Source organism: Pedobacter rhodius (genome assembly GCF_027213645.1).
Classification (GTDB): Bacteria; Bacteroidota; Bacteroidia; order Sphingobacteriales; family Sphingobacteriaceae; genus Pedobacter; species Pedobacter rhodius.
The window spans coordinates 161,486-184,430 of sequence record NZ_JAPWGL010000002.1 but is presented as its reverse complement, the minus strand read 5'-3'; the positions used below and the strand labels follow the sequence as shown (position 1 = coordinate 184,430).

The 22,945-nt window shown below is 37.9% G+C and carries 19 protein-coding genes; 13 read left to right on the top strand and 6 right to left on the bottom strand.

Going from position 1 to position 22,945, the window contains the following annotated elements:
* Positions 1–2: 2 nt before the first annotated feature.
* From O0931_RS06335 to O0931_RS06315, 5 genes are all read left to right on the top strand, one after another.
* Positions 3–443 (top strand): MauE/DoxX family redox-associated membrane protein, encoded by a 441-nt coding sequence (locus tag O0931_RS06335; RefSeq protein WP_269414718.1) that lies wholly within the window; start codon positions 3–5, stop codon positions 441–443.
* Positions 433–2,787 carry an outer membrane beta-barrel protein gene (locus O0931_RS06330; protein WP_269414717.1) on the top strand — a complete coding sequence of 785 codons (2,355 nt, stop codon included), beginning with the start codon at positions 433–435 and terminating at the stop codon, positions 2,785–2,787. Before O0931_RS06335 ends, O0931_RS06330 begins: the two co-directional genes overlap by 11 nt.
* A gap of 5 nt (positions 2,788–2,792) precedes the next feature.
* Positions 2,793–3,659, top strand: a complete 867-nt coding sequence (locus O0931_RS06325) for a trypsin-like serine protease (RefSeq protein ID WP_269414716.1) — start codon at positions 2,793–2,795, stop codon at positions 3,657–3,659.
* The gene (locus O0931_RS06320) at positions 3,659–3,949 is read left to right on the top strand and encodes a hypothetical protein (RefSeq protein WP_269414715.1); all 291 of its coding nucleotides are present in this window, start codon (positions 3,659–3,661) and stop codon (positions 3,947–3,949) included. The genes O0931_RS06325 and O0931_RS06320 overlap by 1 nt, the downstream gene beginning before the upstream one ends.
* Positions 3,950–4,173: 224 nt before the next feature.
* Positions 4,174–4,551 carry a carboxypeptidase regulatory-like domain-containing protein gene (locus O0931_RS06315; RefSeq protein WP_269414714.1) on the top strand — a complete coding sequence of 126 codons (378 nt, stop codon included), beginning with the start codon at positions 4,174–4,176 and terminating at the stop codon, positions 4,549–4,551.
* A gap of 288 nt (positions 4,552–4,839) precedes the next feature.
* Here O0931_RS06315 and O0931_RS06310 read toward each other — a convergent pair whose 3' ends face one another.
* From O0931_RS06310 to O0931_RS06300, 3 genes are all read right to left on the bottom strand, one after another.
* Positions 4,840–5,397, bottom strand: a complete 558-nt coding sequence (locus O0931_RS06310; protein ID WP_269414713.1) for a hypothetical protein — start codon at positions 5,395–5,397, stop codon at positions 4,840–4,842.
* A 34-nt stretch (positions 5,398–5,431) separates the two neighbouring features.
* Entirely contained in the window at positions 5,432–5,863 is a 432-nt protein-coding gene (locus tag O0931_RS06305) for a hypothetical protein (RefSeq protein WP_269414712.1), read from the bottom strand.
* Between the two features lie 430 nt (positions 5,864–6,293).
* A complete protein-coding gene (locus O0931_RS06300) occupies positions 6,294–6,809 on the bottom strand; it encodes a hypothetical protein (RefSeq protein WP_269414711.1) in 516 nt (171 codons plus the stop codon).
* A 498-nt stretch (positions 6,810–7,307) separates the two neighbouring features.
* Here O0931_RS06300 and O0931_RS06295 point away from each other — a divergent pair, with 498 nt between their 5' ends.
* The 6 genes from O0931_RS06295 (at position 7,308) to O0931_RS06270 (ending at position 14,894) form a co-directional block, all read left to right on the top strand.
* Positions 7,308–9,626 carry an ABC transporter permease gene (locus O0931_RS06295; protein WP_269414710.1) on the top strand — a complete coding sequence of 773 codons (2,319 nt, stop codon included), beginning with the start codon at positions 7,308–7,310 and terminating at the stop codon, positions 9,624–9,626.
* A 92-nt stretch (positions 9,627–9,718) separates the two neighbouring features.
* Complete coding sequence (locus O0931_RS06290; RefSeq protein WP_269414709.1) at positions 9,719–10,084, top strand: glyoxalase superfamily protein; 366 nt, start codon at positions 9,719–9,721, stop codon at positions 10,082–10,084.
* A 248-nt stretch (positions 10,085–10,332) separates the two neighbouring features.
* The gene (locus tag O0931_RS06285; RefSeq protein ID WP_269414708.1) at positions 10,333–10,458 is read left to right on the top strand and encodes a hypothetical protein; all 126 of its coding nucleotides are present in this window, start codon (positions 10,333–10,335) and stop codon (positions 10,456–10,458) included.
* A gap of 233 nt (positions 10,459–10,691) precedes the next feature.
* Complete coding sequence (locus tag O0931_RS06280; protein WP_269414707.1) at positions 10,692–11,810, top strand: Gfo/Idh/MocA family protein; 1,119 nt, start codon at positions 10,692–10,694, stop codon at positions 11,808–11,810.
* A gap of 572 nt (positions 11,811–12,382) precedes the next feature.
* Positions 12,383–13,351: a toll/interleukin-1 receptor domain-containing protein gene (locus O0931_RS06275; RefSeq protein ID WP_269414706.1), complete on the top strand. Its 969-nt coding sequence runs from the start codon at positions 12,383–12,385 to the stop codon at positions 13,349–13,351.
* 616 nt (positions 13,352–13,967) lie between these two features.
* Positions 13,968–14,894, top strand: a complete 927-nt coding sequence (locus O0931_RS06270) for a DUF2971 domain-containing protein (protein WP_269414705.1) — start codon at positions 13,968–13,970, stop codon at positions 14,892–14,894.
* A 281-nt stretch (positions 14,895–15,175) separates the two neighbouring features.
* On the opposite strand, the gene O0931_RS06265 is transcribed toward O0931_RS06270, so the two are convergent.
* Together O0931_RS06265 and O0931_RS06260 are read right to left on the bottom strand one after the other, a co-directional pair.
* Positions 15,176–16,918 carry a hypothetical protein gene (locus O0931_RS06265; RefSeq protein WP_269414704.1) on the bottom strand — a complete coding sequence of 581 codons (1,743 nt, stop codon included), beginning with the start codon at positions 16,916–16,918 and terminating at the stop codon, positions 15,176–15,178.
* Between the two features lie 426 nt (positions 16,919–17,344).
* Positions 17,345–19,183: a YopA family protein gene (locus tag O0931_RS06260; protein WP_269414703.1), complete on the bottom strand. Its 1,839-nt coding sequence runs from the start codon at positions 19,181–19,183 to the stop codon at positions 17,345–17,347.
* A gap of 962 nt (positions 19,184–20,145) precedes the next feature.
* Between O0931_RS06260 and O0931_RS06255 the strand changes: the two genes are divergently transcribed.
* Together O0931_RS06255 and O0931_RS06250 are read left to right on the top strand one after the other, a co-directional pair.
* Entirely contained in the window at positions 20,146–20,523 is a 378-nt protein-coding gene (locus O0931_RS06255) for a VOC family protein (protein WP_269414702.1), read from the top strand.
* Positions 20,516–21,394: a helix-hairpin-helix domain-containing protein gene (locus O0931_RS06250; protein ID WP_269414701.1), complete on the top strand. Its 879-nt coding sequence runs from the start codon at positions 20,516–20,518 to the stop codon at positions 21,392–21,394. The genes O0931_RS06255 and O0931_RS06250 overlap by 8 nt, the downstream gene beginning before the upstream one ends.
* 268 nt (positions 21,395–21,662) lie before the next feature.
* Here O0931_RS06250 and O0931_RS06245 read toward each other — a convergent pair whose 3' ends face one another.
* Entirely contained in the window at positions 21,663–22,865 is a 1,203-nt protein-coding gene (locus O0931_RS06245; RefSeq protein ID WP_269414700.1) for a hypothetical protein, read from the bottom strand.
* Positions 22,866–22,945 lie beyond the last annotated feature (80 nt).

Below are 22,945 nucleotides of genomic sequence, written 5' to 3'. Positions count from 1 at the left end.
ATATGAATTTAATCGCTCAAAACACATTCAGGGTCATCCTGACCTATATCCTTTTCGTGCTGTTTCTTTATACCGCAGTAAATAAGGTAACGGATTATGATAATTTTTTGAATGAACTGGAAAAATCGCCATTAATTCCCCGGGTTTTCGCATCAGCGATAGCCTATATGGTAATTGCTGTTGAGTTCATCATCAGCCTGGGGTTACTTATCGAAAAAACCAATCGAAACAGTTTAGCGGCCTCCGGTGGTTTGCTGCTGCTGTTTACCGTTTATATCATCATGATTTTATTGTACAGCCCATATGTGCCCTGCAGCTGCGGAGGAATAATTTCTGCCCTGAGCTGGACCCAGCATCTTATACTCAATATCGGGCTCACCATCGCTTGTTTTTACTATATCATAGTAAGCTCACCTATAATAATAAAACAAGATGCAATTTAGATACCTGTCTGTAATCGTGGTTTTCCTGAATATCGCAGTAATTATGCATTGCGCTGATGTAAGGGCTCAGGCAGTTGTGCAAAAAACTTTACGGATACAATTGCTGCAACCGGATAAAAAAACAGCATTATCTTATTTTGGCTTATCACTTTTTTTTGGAAAAGATACGACAAAATCTATTGCGCTTCTTTCCGATGCCAAAGGTGAAACTTTAGCCACTATTCCCCAGGCAACCGGATCAGTTACCTTAAAATCTGCATCATCCGTTTTGCGGATTGACACCACATTTACATTAAACGCAAATAATCCTAAAGAGTCCATCATTTGTGTTGCCAACTATATTGTAAACCAACTCTCTGAAGTTAAAGTCTCTGCCGGCAGATCAACCATCTATACGGCTGAAAAGATTTCGTATAAAGCTTCAGATTTTAAGGTGCCGGATTTGCCAATCGGTAAAAACCTCCTGGCCATGATTCCCAGTATTTCCAAAATTGAAAATAACTATAAAATAGACGGTTCTTTTGATCCGGTTTTTTACATCAATGGCTCCCGGATAGTATATACTGCAGTGGAGAATTTGCCTTTGGAAACAATCGACAGGGTAGAAATTATTAAAAATTCATCCCTCACTTCCGGGTTAAAGCCCAACCAGGTGGCATTGAATATTGTAACCAAGAAAAAACCTGAAACCATACTTGGAGGTATGCTTAGTGCAAATAATAGTTTTACACAACGAAATTTTGGCGCCTTTTCTACACTATACCTTACCGGGAAGCGTTTTTTTGTAAACCTGATGCTAAACAGCTATAGTGCCGGTTATGATATTTCTTCTGCATCTTACTGGGCAAAACTTCCGGGCGGCGAACCGGTTTATTCACGCATAATGCAGGGCAGGACGGGTACCGTACCTAAAATTGGCACGCTTTCGGCAAACTATGATATGAGCAATAAAGTTCAGATTAATTACTCCCTTTCCTATAACAACATCAGGGCATCGCAGCATGTAGGCTCCGCTATTAAACAGGCTAACGGCGTATCTTCGGAAGAGTACCTCAACTCCCTGTTCCGACCACTGACCACTACGAATTTTGCAAACTTAAACATCAAATTGTCTAAAGAGTCTAATCTGTTTTTCAGGGCAACCCATAATTTTAGCAGCACGCTGATTGATTTAAATCTCGAAAACCAGATAAACGGTGTCTTATCAAATAAATCAGAGAACAGGGTACAGGATTTTAATTTTCTAATCGGGCATGATTTTAAGGTGGCTAAAGCTTCGTTTGAAATCGGCGGACTTTTCCAGCATAATGATAACAGGAACACATTTGAACTATCAAATCTTCAATCTGCTGCTGTTAACGGGGAACTCACTTATAACCAGTCTTTTTATACCGTTTATTCAAGGTTTAAATACCCGTTCCGCTATTTTACGCTTACGCTTACCAACAGGCTGGATTTAAACGCATCCGTTTTAAACGGAAACAGAATGGGGAATAAGCTGCAGTATTTACCTGGTTTGAATATATATGTTCCCACAAAGAACAGCGGAACTTTTTCACTTATCGCCAGCCGCCAAACCATACTGCCCGGAAGTGATGATCTTAATGAAAATCAACGAAGACAAACATCAGGTATTACCTCAAGCGGTTCGCAAAATGTCGGACAACAAATAAACTGGAATGTAAGTTTAACTCACAATTTATCCGGAGATGATTTTGAGCTGACCAATGCTTTAAATTATGAACAAACGGAAGGACTGATAGCTTTCGGGCCTTATTTGTTTGGTGCTGACGGTAGTATTCAGCGCAATAAAATTAATGTTGCCAACGAATCGATTTTATCTTTCCGTCCATCATTAAACCTCGATGTTAGCAAGCGTTTAAGCTTTACCTGCACCGCTGTAGCGGGCTATTATGCCTCCAATACAACGGAGCAAGGCTATTACATCGAAAATTCGGGTTTTTTTGTCGCACCGACGATTACGGTTGTGCAAACAAACCCCAAATTCGTAAATTTTAATCTTTCCATGTCTTATCGAAATAAGAACTTTTTCCCTTTTGAAATTAAGCGGCAACAAGCGCCGGCACTTTCGCTTACACTTTCCCGAACTTTCCTGAAAAAATCACTAACGGTAACGGGTTCCATATATGATGCTTTTAATACTTCAAATAATTCAAAATCTTCAGGTATATCTCCGGTAATGTATAATACGGTTTCGCTGGTACAGCCGATGCGCTCCATAGGGTTATCGATGAGTTATCTTTTCCATGCTAAAGCATTCCGCTATAGCGGCGGCAGTAAAGGTATTAAAGGAAGGGAAACGAAAGCAACAAGCTCAAACTAAATGCTATGAAAACAAATAAAATCTTCAACACCCTTGCGGTATTTTCCTTTTGCCTGTTTTGCTGCGGTATATCAAGGCATGATGCAGACCCGGCCGGCCTGAAAGAACTTGCCTCAGCTAAACAGTTTAATTGTGTCGGAAAAGCAATAGAAAACGGAAAATCAATTGGTTCAGGTGTTTTAATTTCATCGCGTTATGTACTTTCAGCGGCTCATGTGCTTATGACGGCAAATCAAATGTTTACCAAAAAAAGAAAAATAGATCAGCTTGAACCAGCTGATTTCGCTTTCGATTTTAACGGAAATACATATCAGGTTAAAAAAATTACCGTTCACCCTGATGCCGGTTTGCAGGGCGTGGCTTCGGGTACAGATTTAATGCTGCTGGAATTGGAAAAAGCGGTGCCTGATGTAGATTTTCCAGCATTAAATACAAAATTTGATGAGCTTGGTTCCCAGGTAACCGGTGTTGGCTTCGGCGTTTCCGGAATCGTAAGTGCAAAAGGGTCGCTTAAAAACGAGATACACGGTGTAAAATCGGCCGGTAAAAATGTTGTCGATAAGTTTTCCGGGATGGAAATTAACGGAAAACCTTCGCTTCTGCAATTGGATTTCGATAGTCCGGACAATCCGTCGGTAAGCAAAATGGGGTCTGATAAACCAATAGCATTCGAATATACACCTGCCGGAGGCGATAGCGGTGGCGGACTTTTCAGAATGGTGAATGGAAAACCGGAACTGGTTGGCATATTGCATTCAACAGAAAGTGATATGGAAAACTTTCGGAAAAACGGGTACTATGGAGAGGTGTCGAACTGGACCAGGGTTTCTATATTTACAGGTTGGATAAAGAAAACAATTTCAGTTAATTAATGGGTATTTATTTTCGTACGTTAATTCTCCACATTGATCTTGCCTTCTTAATACTCCTGAAAGATGAAAAATATTGTGCCATTTCAGGCATTAGTGAGCACGACCGGAATGATTTTTTTATAGACCTGATTAACAAAAACCCGATAGATGTTGAGGTTAAACGCTTTTTATTAAAAAAGTACGGTGCGGTAGAACGGCCTGAAGGCACCTGGGTTTTAAACGTTAAGGAAACATTAATCGACTATATCTTAAATATGGGCCATATGAGAGATTTTCCTTTTGAAGATTAAAAGCAAAATCCGGGCTGGATATTTTTTGGAAGGAAACTTGTATTTAATTCGCTGGTTTATCTCCATCTAGCGCAAGCGTCCCGCTTGTGCTTCGTAACAGGGTTCAGGTTTTTAAGAAAAATTGGATCTTCGGTTAATTATTTTTCCGGATATATTATTAGTCACAAGCGAGACGCTTGCGCCAGAGGGGGAAGGCCATGGAGATGTTAAATTATAAAAATATTATGAAACATATATTAAGCATATTATTTGTATTTGCTATTCTAGTGAGCTGCTCTTCTTTAAACCATACTGGTAGCTATACCAAAACAACTTTTAAAACGAAAAATAATAATGTTATTGTTACCGGAACCGTTTATGATACAAATAAAAATAACAGAACTCTGCCCGGTGTACCTATAAAAACCAGAGATACAATCCTTTTAACAACAACTGATGACAAGGGTAGATACCGAATTAAGCTTAATGAGGGGCATCACATCCTCCGAGCTAGCTATATTGGCTATTTAATGAGGTCTACTCGCGATATTAACTTGGTAAATGGTGATTCAGTAGTGGTAGATTTTATATTGAAGGAATCACCTGAAAAAACCATTAATTAAAAGTATATCCTTTTTATGAGGCTATCTGAAAAAGGTAGTCTCTTGCCAGCTAGTGCAAGCGTTCCGCGTGTGCTTACATCGTAATAAGGTTCAGATTTTAATGACTGATTGAATTCGATTAATTAGTTTTTCGAATATATGATTAGTCACAAGCGAGACGCTTGCGCCAGAGGGGGCTTACCTGGAATAGGGTTCAGATTTTAAAAACTAATCGATATTCGATTAATTAGTTTTTCGAATATATTGTTTGTCAAAATCGAGACGCTTGCGCCAGAGGGGTGTAATAAATTAATATGCGCCGGAACCTTTCGCATTATCCCTTAAATAATCGTCCCATTTCATATAGGAGTATTTAATCCCGGCCTTTTTAACTTTCCTCAGTTGCCCGTTTACGTAAATTTTTAAATAGTCGTCATCACTGTTAACCTCATCTGCATCGAAAACAAATGCGGCTGCATCAAACTGGGGAACAACTTTTCTGGCAACTGTCTTTTGGGGCATGTCCAAAGTATAATATGTCTGGTCTTCATTGAGCACTATCCTGCCAAAAAATGATCCGTCGTCGTTGTAAATTTCCAGCCTGTCGTTAATGTCTAAGTCAAATGAAATTACGCCTGTTCCTCTTTTTTGACTGTCGCTGTAAGTAGCAAAAGTATCATCCTGATAAACCAGTTCATCGGCTGTTTTGGTGCTGATTTTTTTTCCTGTACTGGTATCCAGCTTTAATACAATGGTTTTGTTGGGTAATGATGTCAATGTATCCGGCAGATTTGAATTTTTTTTTGAATTGCCCTTACAGGCAGCTAACATGCCCATTAGCAGTAATATCGAATTCAGTTTAAGCATCTTTATCAGTTTTTTTGGGTTCTGTTATTAATGACTATCGTACGAATATGGTATCAATTAACTTCATCTTAAATTTACCATTATCGTAAAGGACGCTTTTGCGGGACATATTCTTTGAATTTTTATTTGTCCGTTCTAACGTTATGCTGGCTAACAATTCTTTCGCATGTCCTTCCAGGCGCCTGTTGTCATTTTCCCTTGCAGATTCATACAGGTGATCCTGGTAATCAATAAACATTTTTTTCTTGTAAAACAGTAATGTTAACTTACGTAGCTGTTGAAGTTTGTACGAAGGAAAACGGGTAGTTGCAAAAACCTCCAATTCTGACAGTATTTGATTATCCGCCAAATCTTCATAGTTTGACACCTGGTAATACTGCATGACGTCGTTTGGATTGAAATAATTTGTATCCAATCCTTTACCGGAGATGTACTGTCGGTTAAATTCATCACTTATAGGCTGCACAATGAAATTAGTTTTTTGCCTACAGCTATAAATTAATAATAGCAGTAAAGTTGCGGTCGAAATTTTAACTGATCTTGTGTGCATATTTATCATAACAAACTGCTCAATTTTTAAACTAACATTAATCATGCCTGCCTTAAGTTAATAACATCCGTAGCTGGCTTACCAATTCATTTAACTTGTATAATTAAAGCTGCTTATGTTAAACTTTATCTTCACCAATAGCCACTTCTTTTTCGTAAGTATTTTTTTTACATAGCGAAGGTTATGCGGGTTTCGATTTCGACTTACCTAATCGTTCAGCATTTTTTTTGATACATTTTAGCTGTCTTAGGTATAAGATCTCTCGGATTAAATTCCGAAGCCCTCAAAAAAATATAAATGTATTTTACTAAAAAACAGAAACGGTTACACGCTTTATTCCTGCCATTCAATTTACTTTCAACTGCCTGATTTTTACGCCCTCAGAACTAAAAGGAAAAAATAGTTGTACTTGTACCACTTTATATCTCGTTTTAGCTATTTTTTCAACAACGAATATCCTACGGTAAGGGAATTTGGAACTGTCCCAGCCGTCAGCTATCAACCCTTTAATTTTTTCCAGATTTTGAAAGGGAACGATTTTGTATTTGCTAAAGATTTCACGGTTACAAATGAGCGGATGAGTTCCAGGAATGGTGGCTAATAACTCGTAGGAATACTCCTTTTTTCCATCATCTGTGAGGTAAGCGTAATGGTAAATACTTTGCACCTCTGAAGATGGCTGGCCATTCTGGTTAGCAGGTTTTGTTTGTAAGTTTAAATCAGATTTGTATACTTTCTTTGATAAATCTTGTTTAAAATACAAATACAAATCTGGCTTTGATTTCGTTTGTCCAAATGACAAACCGCAGTAAATCATTAAAATTAAGCACATTAACCAGTTTTTATTATTGCTATAAATCATTGTAACCTTGTTTACTTCTGTTCGCTAATAAACCATTTTTTTTAATTCAATCTCTTTTTTATCTGCCTGGCTTAATGAAGTTTCGTAATTTTTTTAGCATATGAAATTATTTAATTTATTTTTAAAAAATTGTTTTCCATTAATTTAAATAATGCACTCCATCTAGCGCAAGCGTTCCGCTTGTGCTTACATCGTAACAGGGTTCAGATTTTAAAGACGAATCGAAATTCGATTAATTAGTTTTTCGACTATATGATTAGTCACAAGCGAGACGCTTGCGCCAGAGGGAAAAATGACTGTTTACAGTTATTGATGGACCCATTTTACCGCACTAAATTTGGATAACCCTATATAGATGCAAGAACTTTTCTAATATTTTATAATACGAAGGCCAAAGGTATTTTTTTCATGTAAATAAGTTATTCAATACCAAACCTGAACCTAATTATGTTTATACTCAACTTAAAAATTGCATTCCGGAGTTTGTGGAAAAATAAGATGTCCACTTTAATTAACATACTTGGTTTAGGCATTGGGCTTACAGCTTGCATTTTGTTGCTCTTATATGTAGCCCATGAATGGAATTTTGACCTGCAATCCAAAAATGCTAGGCGTAGTTACCAGGTAATGAATAATCTTAAAGATGATAAAGGCAACATTTTTACTACGTTTTTAGGTTCTGCAACAGCTCTTGCTCCAGCAATCAAACAGCAGATTCCCGAAATTGCCTACGTTTCGCGAACCAATTACGACGCTGTTGGCTTGCTTGGCAATGGAGAGAAGGTTTTTAAAAGAAACTTTAGGTTTGCTGAGCCTGATATATTCGAGGTATATGATTTTAAATTTATTGACGGCAACCCAAGAACCGCACTAACGGATGCCAATACGGTAATTTTGACAGAAAGCACAGCGAAACTTTTATTTCAATCTACAGATGTTGTCAATAAATTTGTTCGTTTTGAAAACAAAATACAATTAAAAATTACGGCCGTTGTAAAGGATATGCCAGACAACAGTTCTTACAAGCCAGATTATATTTTGCCATGGGCATTGTACGCAAATTCCAATACAAGTGTGAAAAATCCAGACTGGAATAATTACAGTTTCATCACCTTACTGGTTTTAAAGCCGGGAACAGACCCGAAGTTAATAGATGAAAAAATAAATGCATTGGTTAAAAGAAATACCAAAAGTACCAACCAGTCTTATTTTATTTATTCCCTAAATGATTTTTACCTGCGTGGAAATTTCGTCAATGGAAAAACTGTTGGTGGAAATATTGAGCGGCTGTGGCTGTTTGGTGGTCTTACAATCGGGATATTGTTGATTGCCTGTATAAATTTCATTAATCTAGTAACTGCGAAATCTGAAAAAAGAGCCAAAGAGATTGCAATCAAAAAAACGCTTGGGGCAAATAGAAAATCATTAGTAGTTCAGTTTCTTATGGAATCTTTAGTGCTTACGCTGATCGCTTTGGCACTAGCCGTTATTTTAGCAGAGTTACTTTTGCCAAAGTTTAACCATATGCTTCAAATCAATCTTAGCATAACCTACTTTAATTTTTACAGCTGGATAAGTCTAATCGTGGCAGTAGCAACTACTGCTTTGGTAGCGGGAAGTTATCCTGCATTTTACCTATCGTCTCGAAATCCTGCCCAGAATCTTAAAAGAAATCCTTCAGGCCGGATGTTTAATTTCAGTTTAAGGCAAGTTTTAGTGGTTATTCAGTTTTGCTTTTCCATATTTTTGGTTATTGGTGCAATTGTTATCTATCAACAAGTGAAATATGCTAACGATAAACCTTCTGGTTTTGATAAGGATGTGCTGGTACAGATGCCCATGCAAGGCTTGTTGAATGAAAAATATAATCTGTTGGAAGATAAATTAAAAAAATCTGGAGCCGTAGAATCAATGGCAAAGTTGTCCGTTGGCTTATCTCATGATGGCTCGATGTTTAACGATATAGAATGGCCTGGAATGGCACAGCGGGAAAACAAGATTCCGTTTACAAGAATTGCTACAACCTATAATTTTATTAAGACCAGCGGGGTTAGAATGATTTCTGGCAGAGATTTTTCAGAAAAATATGCTTCTGATTCCAGTGCCGTTTTACTAAGTCAATCCGCGCAAAAAATCATGAACCTGAAAAACCCTATTGGACAAAAAATTAAAATTTTTGGACAGACTTACAATGTAATTGGGTTATTTAATGATTTTGTATGGAATACACCGTATAAATCCAATGATCCTTTGGTCGTATATTTTAATAAAGAATATTTAGGCAATATCACAATGAGGTTAAATTCAAAAAGCAACTTACTTCAGAATGTTGATAAAATTGCAACAATTACAAAAGCCCTTAATCCTGCCTACCCAGTTGAAATTGATTTTTTAAGTTCACTATACAAACAAAAGTTCGAAACGGAGCAAAAATTGGGCATCCTCTCTGGTCTCTTTGGTGGGCTTACCATCTTCATTTCCTGTTTGGGTTTATATGGCTTAGTAGCTTACAGTGCAGAACAGAGAACGAAAGAGATAGGCATTCGCAAAGTGCTGGGTGCCTCTTTGTTTCAGCTTATGCAACTGCTATCATTTTCTTTCCTGAAAATTATCTCTTTTGCTATAATTATTGCGGTGCCTTTAAGTATTTACCTGATGAATAACTGGTTAAAAACCTTCGAATTCCACACAAATATCAAATGGTGGGTAATTCCAGTGTCGGCAACTGTAACTTTGCTTACTGCGCTTCTTACAGTCAGCTTTCAAACGTATAAATCGGCGAAAGCAAATCCTATTAATGCGCTCAAATATGAATGAAAAAGCATTTTTAAGAATGCGGGCAAATGCCCATCATTTAAAATTTATTAAATTTTGGTAACGATTACATTGCACGATATTTATTATTCCATATGAAAGTATTAAGTTCATCTGTTGTCATTCATGTCACCGACCTCCAAAAGGCCGTTAATTACTATACAGATATTCTGGGGTTTACCTATGATTTTAAATTTGGAGATTATGCAGGCTTGGTTTATGACAATGTCTGCATTCATTTAAGTGGGCCAGCAAATCCTGGGCATAAAAAAGTACCCGGCAGCGCTCATTTATGTGTAGAGTGTGATGAAATTGATGTTTACTACGATCTGATCACCGCACGAGGCGCATGGATAGATACGGTTTTAGAAGATCGCCCATATGGAATGCGCGATTGTGCTGTTAACGACCCCGACGGCAACACAATAGTTTTTGGTAAAGTAATTTATGTAAATGTATAATAAGGGCCTGTTTCTTAATTACGGCCACATCCACTCCATCTAGCGTAAGCGTTCTGCTTGTGCTTACATCGTAATAGCGTTCAGATTTTAAAGACTAATCGAAATTCGATTAATTAGTTTTTCGAACATATGATTCGTTACCAGCGAGACGCTTGCGCCAGCGCCGCGTGAAAAGGCAGCGGGCGGAGAACAGGTTTCCCTTCTTGGGCTTCGTTTGGCCCGGGGCAAATCAGGAATTGAATAAAGTTATGACAGACAAAAATATTTCACAATCGGTTGAAACTTCTGATCATAGAAACGCCCTGGAAAAAGGTGTTGAAGTCTTCCAAACTTCAGGAGACCGGTCATTCCAAAAATTCGATCCGGATTGTTAAGTTTTTAGTATGCAGATTCCTTTACAAGCATCAGTATAAAAAGTAATCGGGAATTTTGAGAAATAATGCAATTACTTTATCTTTAAGACCAACTCGCAAATCATATCTCGAAAATTTAACATGGCTGTTCGGTGTTAGATTACATGATGTAAATCAATTATTCAAGCGGCAAAAACAAGTTCGAAAATATTGATTAATATTTTGCTGAATAACAATATAACCTCAGGATGCATATGAACACTAGAAGAGATTTTTTACAAAAAATAGGTGCATCAGCATTGATGCTGCAATTAAGCTCCTTAACAGCATTTGCAGATGCTCCTGGTCGAATTACCGAGCCTTATGAGGGTAAAATACTTCGAGTGGCCATCATGGGTTTAGGCGGATATGGCACCCGTGTAGCAGAAGCGATGAAAGCCTGTACAAAGGCAAAGTTGGTTGGTGTAATCAGTGGTACCCCTTCAAAAGTTAAAGAATGGCAAACGAAGTACAATATCCCTGAAAAGAATTGCTATAACTATGAAAACTTCGATCAGGTAAAAAACAATAAAGATATAGATGCAATTTATGTAATTACGCCAAACGCCCTGCACCATAGTCAGGTAATCCGGGTAGCTAAAGCTGGAAAACATGCTATATGCGAAAAACCAATGGCCTTAAATGCCAAAGAAGCACAGGAGATGATCGATGCTTGTAAAACAGCAAATGTAAAGCTTCTGATTGGCTACAGGATGCATTTTGAACCCCGGACGCTGGAGGTAATCCGAATGCGAAAAGCGGATAATTTCGGTAAGATCATGTTTTTCCAGGCCCAGTGTGGTTTTAAAGCTGGCGATCCTAAGCAATGGCGATTAAATAAAGCGCTTGCGGGCGGGGGATCAATGATGGATATCGGCATTTATGCCATCAACGGGGCAAGATACATGGTGGGCGAAGAGCCGATTTGGGTTACGGCTCAGGAAACCAAGACCGATCCGATAAAGTTTAGCGAAGGTGTAGATGAAACCATACAGTTTCAATTGGGTTTCCCAGGTGGCGCGGTAGCGTCCTGCTTATCCAGTTATAATATTAATCATCTGGATAGATTTTTTATGAGTGGCGATAAGGGATTTGCAGAAATGCAGCCTTCTACCGGTTATGGTCCTATTAAAGGCAGAACACACATGGGTGAGCTCACACAGCCTGTAACTACTCATCAAACTGTACAGATGGATGAAATGGCAACTCTTATTTTTGAAGATAAAAAGCCAGTGGTGCCTGTTAACGGTGAGGAAGGCTTGAGAGATATGAAAATCATTGATGCCATTTACCAAGCCGTGAAAACAGGAAATAAGGTTAATCTAATTATTTAAATAAAGGCGATTTTAAGGCAGATTTATCCATCTGCACAATCTTAAAATTCTAAAAATACAAACGTCAGAACATCCAAAGTTCACAACTATAAACCTATGTAATTTTATAACCTCAGAAATAGCAAGGTTTACGACTAATATAGCTATGGTTTCAAGCATTATCATAACCCATTGCTTTTGTTAAAAAAGGCTCAATAATCTTTGTTTCTGCTGTGGTTTCACTGCATCCAGATATTGAAACTTCTGTGTTATATCATTTGGCAAAACGTATACCCGCATTTCTACTTTCGCCAAAGATTTCAAAAAGCAAGAAGTTTATTTTAACTATTACTATGGAAAAAAAAACCGGAAAAGTATTTTTAGAAATCTTATCTGGCAAAGCTTGTCAGCTCGTTAACGCTGGCGCAAGTTCCGATTGTGCTTTAAATATTTTATATTCAATCGGCCTTCCATGCTGTTAGCAGTAAAATTTGACTTTTGTTATTAATCTTAGGGATAAAATTTTAGAAAGATTATTTAGCATGGCTTTTGGTTATTTATAATTGTATATTGTTTCAATCAAATATGCTCGAATGGAAACAGTTTTTATTAGCTACGGTGGTCCCGATGAAAAATTTGCTTATCGATTAAACAAGTTTCTTAACGATTCGGGAGTCAGAACCTTTTTTTTTCCGTTACACGCCAAGCCTGGTGAAAAATTACATAGGGTTATGAGAGATAACATCAATAACTTTGCGAAGGTTATCTTTATTTGTTCAGAAACGTCTTTAAACAGGGCAGGTCTTTTAAACGAACTGGAAGAGACTTTACAAAGAGAGGCTCGTGAAGGCGGTAAATCTATTTTGATTCCCATTACTTTAGATAATTATGTTTTCACAAATTGGATCCCTCCATCTACAGGAGTAAAACAAGCCGTTCAAGACAGGGTGATCGCAGATTTTTCTGGTGCGCGCTATGGCCAAAAAAAATTTTTATCTGGATGTAAGGCATTGCTCTCTGCAATAGGGCACAGCGTTTCAGTTTCTTATGATAAAGCAATATTTAAGATTGTATTGGATGAAACGGGCAAAAATGCGATTTGGATATCTGAAAGACAATTCACTCCAAATATTCCTTTAAAGTCAATCTTCTACCGTGGTTATAACACTACTGGCAGTATCGAATACGTGGCCAGTCATCCCGATGCAGCTGTGATTGAAACATCAGAAGGCGGAGCAAAATCCTTCCAAGTAGAATTTGATCACATACTTCCGGTGGGAAAAAAAATGAAACATGTACTGGAACTTCTAAACAAGGATGCTTATCTAAAAGAAACAGAAGACTTTTCGTATTTGGTCTCCTACAGCTATAATTCTGTGGAAATTCACATCGTATTTCCAAAAAATAGGCAGGTTAAGAAAGCTAAATTAAAATGTATAAGGAATGGGATAACTTTTGATGAGTCTAATTTAATAAAATACAACTTTATTCAGGACGCAATATCTGTAGTTCTTGATAGGCCGGTTATTGGAGATACATATTATTTAATATGGAATTGGTAAATGATTATCTCATCTGTCGCTAACCTATCCAGCACAAGCGTCCCGCTTATGCTTACATCGTAATAGGGTCCAGATTTTAAAGACTAATCTAAATTCGGTTAATTAGTTTTTCGAATATATTATTAGTCGCAAGCGAGACCCATCCAGCGCAAGCGTCCCGCTTGTGTTTACATCGTAATAGGGTTCAGATTTTAAAGACTAATCGAAATTCGATTAATTAGTTTTTCGAATATATTATTAGTCACAAGCAAGACGCTTGCGCCAAAGAGGGTAGATGGTAAACTGCTAACTTATTTTCAGCAAAGCCAATTTCAGCTCTTAGTACTAAAGAAACACTATGACAGTGATTTTAAAGATTTTGTAGATCGGTTAAGAGCTATATATCAATTTATTAATAGCTAACGGTTTCAAAAATATCAATCCATAATTGTTTTTCTGGTGATATTTCCATTTCCGAAATGAAATCGGTTTAAGAATAGTATATTTATTGTGATAATGGAATAGATAGCTTGTTTAAAATGCCAAACTGTATTCATAGCTGCATATTATTTTATCAAGAATTTGTTGTATGATGGTAAGAGTTAAAATTTAAAGTAAATAGACCAGAATGATAGATATGAGCATCAATTTTTTTAAGAAGATATATAATGAAGATGTTCTTTATCACTACACAAAGGCATCTACAGCTATAGATTTCATACTTTTTAATGAACAGTTAAAATTTAGCGGAAGGACAAACTCTATTGATCCGACCGAGAGTAGGAAAGCAAATAGGCGTATTGTTTCAACGGGGCATTATGTCGATTTAAATAAGTGTAAGGACTTTTATAATGAGTCTAACCAATTAAATGACCTAGTATCAAATTTGGAAAACGCATTTAATCAGATAAGCTTTTGTAAAAATTATATAGGTCATGAATTCGCAAGTGAATATTATTATTCTCAATTTGAAGGGCATGAGGAAATTTTTGGCTTTACAAAACCGAGAATGTGGGAACGCTATGCTGATAACTATTATGGAGTTTGCTTGGCTTTTTCAAAAAAGAAAATTTTAGCCATAAATGAATTTAAGCACAAATTGATATACAAAGATGTAGAGTATTTAAAGTACAGCGAACTTGGTTGTAGAAAAGTAGATTATATTTCCGGTAATTATTTGTTGGATGTAGGATATGATAAATATAAAGAAGACATAGAAAAAATTGCGGAGTCATCTTTTTTTTGCAAGCATATTGATTATGATGGCGAAAATGAATTTAGAATTGGAACTTATTATAAAGAAGGAAGATGCGTTGCGGAAGAAATCAAAGGAGAATTCCAATTTGGCAAAACGATGATGTTAGATACAAAAGAATGTTTGGAAGCTATATTTATTTCAAGTTACGCCAACATGAAACAGAAAAACGATTTGTTGGATTATGCTGAAAAATTAAATGTTCCAATTATTGAAATGGTTTGGAAACACGATTCCTTTGAACCTATCGATTATAAACAACAAGTTGATTTTTATAAAAATCTGGATATAACCATCTCTGGTACTTAACTATACAGTTTTTTGTTCTCCATTTAGCGCAAGCGTCCCGCTTGTGCCTACACAATAAAAGGGTTCAGATTTTAAAGACTAATCGAAATTAGATTAATTAGTTTTTCGAATATATTATTAGTCACAAGCGAGATGCTTGCAGAGGGGGCATTGACGTCAGTATCCGTGAAATGTTGTTGCTGATGTTTGCTGCAGTATCCAAGGTATGGCTACCGTCACCAAAAATGTTGTCAACGATCTTCGCATAGTTTTGTATCGGTCATGTTTTTCTAATGTTAGTGTTAATCTTTAAATATGTTGTACTCTGAAGGCATTATCCTTCGGCCAGGGGGAATCTGATCTATGATGTTTCTAACATATTCATTAAAGGAAAGGTAACTGTTGAGGACACTTGCCTTGATTTCTTTAAAACTTTTTGCATTGGTGATCTTGAGTAAGTTGCGTCGTCTAAGCAGGTGCCCATCAATTAAATCTTCAAGCTTTATTCTTCCTGCCCTGATATACTCGTTAAGCAATATCAGACAGTCAATGTGCAGTACCACCACGTTATTGATCTGAAATCCAGTGATGCCTTTGTCGGCCATTTCCTGAATCAAAGTATCCCTTTCTGTTTCAAACCAGCCTATAAGTACGCTTTCTATGCCGGGAACGGTAAGGTTGACATCATATACGATCAGTATAGGATAAAATTTAAGAGATTTTGGTTTATAGTGCTGGTCAAAGGGGTAACCCATTGTCAGGCTTAATCTTATCCTGGTAAGTAACTGCTTAACAGCTTTTTCTGAATAATCAGTTTTATAGTATTTGCTTTTCAGGTCGTTAACTATAGTAGGCACATCGAAAGACTGTTTGGCCTTACCGGTAATGAAACTGTCCTTAACCTCAATTAGAAAAACCTTATTGCCATTACGAACGTAATAGTCTGGTTCAGAATGGTTCATCAGCACCCTCATTTGCTCGCCAGAAAACTGTTTGTAGCTTTTGTTCCCGTAAGCTTTCTCAAATAATTTATAAACCAGATAGCCCTCTGAAAATTCTGTTGTGTAGTCCGTTCGGAAACCATTTTGAGAAATGCCCAGTGCTGGGTTTGTATCAATAATGGCTTTGCAGTCCCAATAGATTGAGGTATACATTTTGTTAATGATCATCGCCCGGTTGAGCATTACAAAATCATTCTCTCCAACCTTATAGAGCGGTCTGTTCCGGATGGCCAAAAAATCTCTTTTTGCAACATTTTCTTCATTTTCCGGGATGTCAACCTGGTGATTAAAGATTTCCAGAAATTGCTGATTGGCTTGATCACTGCCATTTATGCCTACTGCATCGGTAAAACATAAATTTGTTAACGGAAACATCTTTTTTGCGTAGTCTTTAAAATCAACGACGCCTTTATTATCTAAATAGTGTTGATAGAGTTGCGGATTATATTTTTGGAGAAAATCAAAGCAGTACATGGCTTTGATCATTTGGATGGCCGCTAACACCTCATCGATGTAGGCAAAGTCATAGTAACTGATCAATGTTGCAGTAGTCATCCAGGTTGCTTTCTCAAGACCGGTAAATTCTTCGGGAATTGTTGCGCCGATGTTTTCCTGTTTGCGCAGAAAATCTTCGTTAATTTTAAGGTAGGCCTTAAAGAAGTTAAGATGGGATTGGTCAACATCGATTGCTGTTTCCAAATCTATTTCTGGTAAGTTTTTGGCCATGACATTCATCCGTAAGTTTGCATGGTCATTAACTAGGAATAATCTTGCTCCAGCGCGGATCTCATTACGGTAGCCGTTAAAGATTTTTTTCATCATCTGTTCGCCCAAGTCGCTGTCTGATCCAAACCATGAAAACATTTGTTGCGGTAGCTCCTTTAATTTTCTTTGAAGCATGGAGTTTAGCACACCGATCATCTTCAAAGTCATGGTTCTTCCATATGGTGCCAGTATTTCTGCCGGAGTGCGCTGGTCTCCATCATTAAACACTGTTGAATATTTCAACAGTAGCGACATCGTTACACTTGAGTGCGTTTTCATTATTTGGTTATTTTGTTTAGTATTGAATTGAAGTTTTTGATGATTTTACGGCACTGAAGTCTGATAAGCTCCCGGGAACCAGCCTAAGGACATCTATAAATCCTTTTGCCATAAGATGCTGGGTAAGCCTGTATATCGTTTCGCTTTTTCTGACCGACGACGCGCCTCCAAATAATAAACGTACCATTGGATTAACTCATTTTAAAATTGTGACTGTTTATAATTTCATTTCTAAAACCCAGCAGTGGAGACTTCGCTCGGTTCATATGCAAACCCTTATCAATTTTGCATTCAGACAAAATGTCGATGCATTTGTGGATGCAGGTATCTTTGTAGGATTTATTAACGATGTGCATCGATACGCAGTCGGTATGCCAAGATCAGTTTGTCTAAATAACCTACTAATGGGCGCAGTGTTTTCTTAAGTTAATCGTCAATGGAGAGTTTTCTGACTTCGCCCCGTAGAAACAGCTGTAAATCATTGCCATTGATTTCACTCTTCCAGGTTTTGCCCATCCTCTTAAACAATCTGCTTTCAAGACTGGTGATCATCCGATTTCCCTCTTTAATTTCTGTTGTGGCCATTAATTTTCCATTATAATCCTTTAATAACCGATCCATGATTGCAGAAGAAAACTTCCTTCCTTCAAAATCCGGTTCGGTATAGAAATAACCGATCTCCCATTCGTATTCTTTGGCAAGCGCTGGCAAATCTGCCTTCTTTACCCCAAAATCGCTCTCGGTCTTCTTTTTAATCGCTCCAATAGAAACGGGAAGTTCCCATGAATATCCAATCGCTAACGTTTTACATGATTTCAGTTTAGCAATGGTTGGATTTTTCACCTTATTCTGCCTAATCAGCAGTTCTAAAAATGATTCCAGCTCATCATTGCCGAAATCCTTTGGTTTGCCCACTTTGAAAATCTGGTCATTGACCCATGGAACCAAGACCCCTGTATTTTTCCAGTTGTTACCATCGGTGCGGTTGTTGTATTTTCCCTTATAGCCAAGCACGTACAATAACCCAAGTTCGACATACCAAATACCCAGTTGCAAAGCTTCGTATTTAGCATGAAGACTGATCTTTTTCAATTCATTGCGCTTTATTTTCTGGCCGTGCACCAGAGCATTCCTGATCTTTACAAAAGCTTCCGGCCCATCTTCCACGTCTTTTATTTTTGCCAGTTCCTTAAATGCTTCAGGAATCGCACTTGGGATTTTAAACTGGTGGATCAACAAACGTATTTTATTTGCCGCGGACATTCCCTCAGCGTCGCCACCGATAATCACTTTCTCGTTTTCGATAATCAGCCAATTATACAATAGCTCTAATGCAGTTTGGATTAGGATTATCGATCCTTCTACCATTCCCGCATTCATATTGGCTTCGACGTACCAATGGATTGCCGTTATTAAAAAATCTTTATCAAGGTCTTCTTTCCAGAGTTTGTTGTAGGATTTCCAAAGTTGTGACAGATCATCCATAACAAAAATGTCTGACCAGCATGGTACGAATTTGTGCATGTCAACAGTATATCCTCCATAGTCCGTCCAGATTTTTTCATCATTGTGCATTCCGCTAAAGAACATGGGGGCAACGCGCCGTCCGTTTAGAAAATATAAGAAGTGGTGAAAACGATCCTGCCACTTATGTAACTCGGACAACGTGATTGCTCCTTTTTCTTTTTCAATCTTTCCAGCATAGGTTAATAAATATCCGCCATTTTCTTCTAAACTCTTCAGTTTTTTTTTGTAGCCTGAAAGTTGATCGATAGTAATTTTGTAAGGCTTGTCGTCCAAAGTCAGCCTTGCTTTTTGCACATTTAATGCCGTAGGTGTTTCTTTAACCGAACTTCCTAAATATTCTCTCATATTGGGTATCGAAAAACTCACCTCGCTGACTGATATTGTGCTATCGCCCCAAATAAAATGCCTTCCATCTCCACCGCATGTCGGCGTGCCTGTAAGATCCAGATCGGTGACCCTTACTTTACCTGTTTCCTTACCATCAACTATTACCTCAAATTTTTCCAACAGTAAAATGTCATCCGTTGGCTGATCGATAAATGTTGCTTTGAAGATGACTTTCATGGATGGAAGCCATCGGAAATAGATACGGCCGTTGACTTTGAATTCATGTTGATCATTCTTTAGGCGGAACTCACCTGAATGTATTTCAATGGTATCATTTGGATTGTTCATATCCACGGGGGTTGCGAGACGTACCGGGACATTCTTTAACAGGTTTTGTAATGATTGGTTCATAAAAGCGATAATAAATTAGTTCTCTAAATATATAAAATATATAAAAAACATATGTAGTTCGTTGGCCTCAACCTAAATGTGCTGAACAGCCTATTATTACTGCGATTGTAAGCGTGGTAAATCTCAGGTTAAAAATTCCCCCGAGCTTTTAAATAACCAGAGCATTAAATAAGATTTTCACTAGGTTGAGTTAAGAGTATACTTAATCTTAAGTATTGATTCCTATTTGATACTTGGTTTACTTAGTCGAACTGATTTAGCGAATTGGAAGACTACGGTAACCCGTAAACTTCAAACAAATAAGCTAGTTATATTTGGTAACCATTACATATTTTTGAGAAGTCCAGCTGAAATTGCATATTTTTAAATAATAATCGGCTATTCTTTCTGATCAGTTATTGGGATGTTTTAAATATCGTTATATTGTTTTACTTAACCCAGTTATAGATTAATGACTCAGACTCTCACGGTAATTCGGATCAAATCCACTTTCCAAAGCAATACCCATCTAGCGCAAGCGTCCCGCTTGTGCTTACATCGTAGTAGGGTTCAGATTTTAAAGACTAATCGATAATTGGTTGTTTAGTTTCGGATATATTATTAGTTACGAGCGAGACACTTGCGCCGGGGGGGGTAAAAACAATTAATGAACTCACTTCGGCAAGCCATAAAATATGGACATTAATCAATTATCAATCTTAGAATATCATGTAGATACTTTACATGTATATTTAGGTTTATAGTCCAACCATTGTCGTTTGAACCCGCGTTACCTAAAAATAATTTTGTAGTGCACTGTAAAATGAATTTGGTGGCAAATAATCACGAATTGATGCAACTTTGGTAATCTAACCCTGGTTTATCTACCTTATTCTTCTGCGTTTAAATCACTTTAGCAATTTCAGCACATTTCCGCATTTACCTTTTTTATACTTTTGAGTAAACGATTAACCTATTCGATTATGAAATCCATCTCGCCAAACATCTTTGTCAATGACCTGGAAGCAACCATTACCTTTTACACGAAACTCGGCTTTATGGTAACCGATGAAGTGACTACGCCCGAAGGCGAAAAAGTATTTGCGCTGATGACTAATGGGAGTGTTACCTTTATGTTTCAGACCTTTGCCAGCATTGAAGGCAAGCACCCGATGGTGAGTCGTGCCGATGGAGGATCGCTTTTGTTGTACATCAGTGTGAATAACATCCGTAAGTATTATGATCATATTAAAGATCATGTAACCCTGCTCACCGGCCTGGAGAAGACTTTTTATGGTGCTACTGAATTTTCGCTCTGCGACAATAATAATTACCTGCTAACTTTCGCAGAACATGACTAAAGAGGAACTCAATCCACTAGGATTAACACCGGCAGAAGTGAAAAAGCTGCGCGCGCTGAAAATTAAAAAGCGTGAAATACACCTGCACAAAATAGACGTATTGCAGAAGTTGCTTGATATTTCAAAGATCAGGGCGATGGAGCTGTTTGCGCTATCCGAGTTTCAAAGTCTTCCCTCAATCGGGATACGCTTTGCGCATGACCTGATCGGAATGGGATATTACTCGCTTAACGAACTGAAAAGAAAGGACGGCGCAAAGCTCACCAATCAATACGAATTGCAAAAAGGGGTATGGGTTGATCCCTGTGTTGAGGATCAGTTTCGGCTTGTGGTACATTTTGCCAACCACCCGGATAGTAAACTCAACTGGTGGAACTTCACGCCGGAGCGCAAAGCCTTCCGCGAGCAGGATGGCTATCCTTCTACGCGGCCGAAGAAGCCTTGGTTTGAGTTACCTCAATATCAAACAAGCAAACAAATACCGGCCACGCACGAGGCTACCCAAAAAGACCTGCATAAAAAACTGAAGCGCGCTTTGGCGTACATGACCAAACATCCAGAAAAAAAAATCACCGTCGCTCAACTGGCTGACGTAGCACACCTGTCACAATATCATTTCATCCGCTGCTTCCGCAGTGCCTACGAACTGACACCACTGCAATACCTCACGCGAATACGATTGAAGCAAGCATCTTTACTATTAAAGAAATCTGATGCCAACATTGGCAACATCGTTCCCCAATGTGGTTTTGAGAATGAGAGCGCTTTTATACGCTTATTTAAAAAAGAATTTAGAATGACACCAATAGCTTACCGAAAGGCGTTTGGAAAGAAGAAAGCCCCATCTGGCGCAAGCCTGGCAGCTCGCTAACGCAAGCGTCTCGCTTGTGCTTACATCGTAATAGGGTTCAGATTTTAAAGAAAGTCAATAATCGGTTAATTAGTTTTCGAATATAATATTAGTCACAAGCGAGACGCTTGCGTCAGCGGGGTATCAAATGTCAGTTGTATAGCCATCAAGCAGCATCCCTGCATTTTTCATAAATTCATACAGGAGCTATCCACGGCCGTCAATATGAACTCAAGTATCTGCAAGGGGAGTTTAGGCGCCCCTCACAAATATTTTTAACCGACTGAAATTAAGTATTTGGGTAAACAGTTATCAAGTCTGCCAAGGTATTCATAACCTCCGATACATTTCCAATTATTAAATACCCGGTAAAGGTGTAGCTTGCTCCTGCAGTTAGATTGGACATTTGCTGAACGTAATTGGATTTTATGAAAGTTCCATCTCCCATATATCCATAGTATGGCTGATTATCTTTAACTAAAGGCGTATATAATCCAATAGCCCAATTATAGTCTGTTGTAGAAATTATAACTGGCTTATTAGTTCCTTGAAAAGTGGAAGTCGGAGAAGCTTGTGAATATGTATGGTTCAACTTATCATAAAGCAGAACCCTGGTAAAGTTTCCGGCATTAACATAGTTAGCAATCGCTTCAAAAACAGCGTAACCTAAGTGAGTTTCATTATTAGGGACCTGATATGTTGTATCATATTTAATAACCCGCTCTGCATTAGAAACAGCAGCACTTATTCCAATGGTGACAACCTTTGAAAATGTGAAACCAGATAAAACAGTAGTATTGATCGGCCCGCTTGAACAACCATCTGTAGTACTTCCGGGCGGGCAATAAAATGCCATATTGCAGGAAGTGGTCATTTGGTTAGCATTTGCCTGCATGCTGATGATTTGTGTACTACTCCCTTCACCGCCGCCATCAGAATCATTTCCTGCTTCAGTAGGATTGTAGCACTCTGGCCCCCACGAATTAATGTAGTCGTAGAATTGACACGCAGATTGAAGAAGCCGGCCATGGTCCATGGCATCAATAAATTCCAGACTTTTCCATTTTAGTGAAGATATCGCACTTCCCCATCTTGAACTCGCAGAAATTGTTATCGGCCAAGTCGACGCGTTATTAGTTATCGTTCTTACTAGAAAAGGCATGATTTTAGGAGCGCCTCCAAGTAATGGATTAATTCCACTTCCGCTTGTATCAATAGCATATGCATAAATTTTTGGGCGGAATGGAGTCATAAAATATGTCGGCATTACCCAGTTAAATCCATGATTTCCAGGATAACCAGTTGCACTATTTACGTCGGGCCTCGGCAAGTTAGCTGTTGTGCTACCTAAAAATACACTGCCGGGTGTTCCCGCTTCTGCGTTCGCATAGAAGTGTATTGCAATATTTGCATAAGGGGTATCAGGATCTAAACCCCATCCCGAGCACCCGTTTATTGGATCGACTACATCTAAATTGCCTATTGGTCTCATATATTTTTTATTTCTAAGTTAACTATTTTATTTAATGATTTGAAATCAAATCGAGCGTTAGTGCTGTCAGCTTATGGACA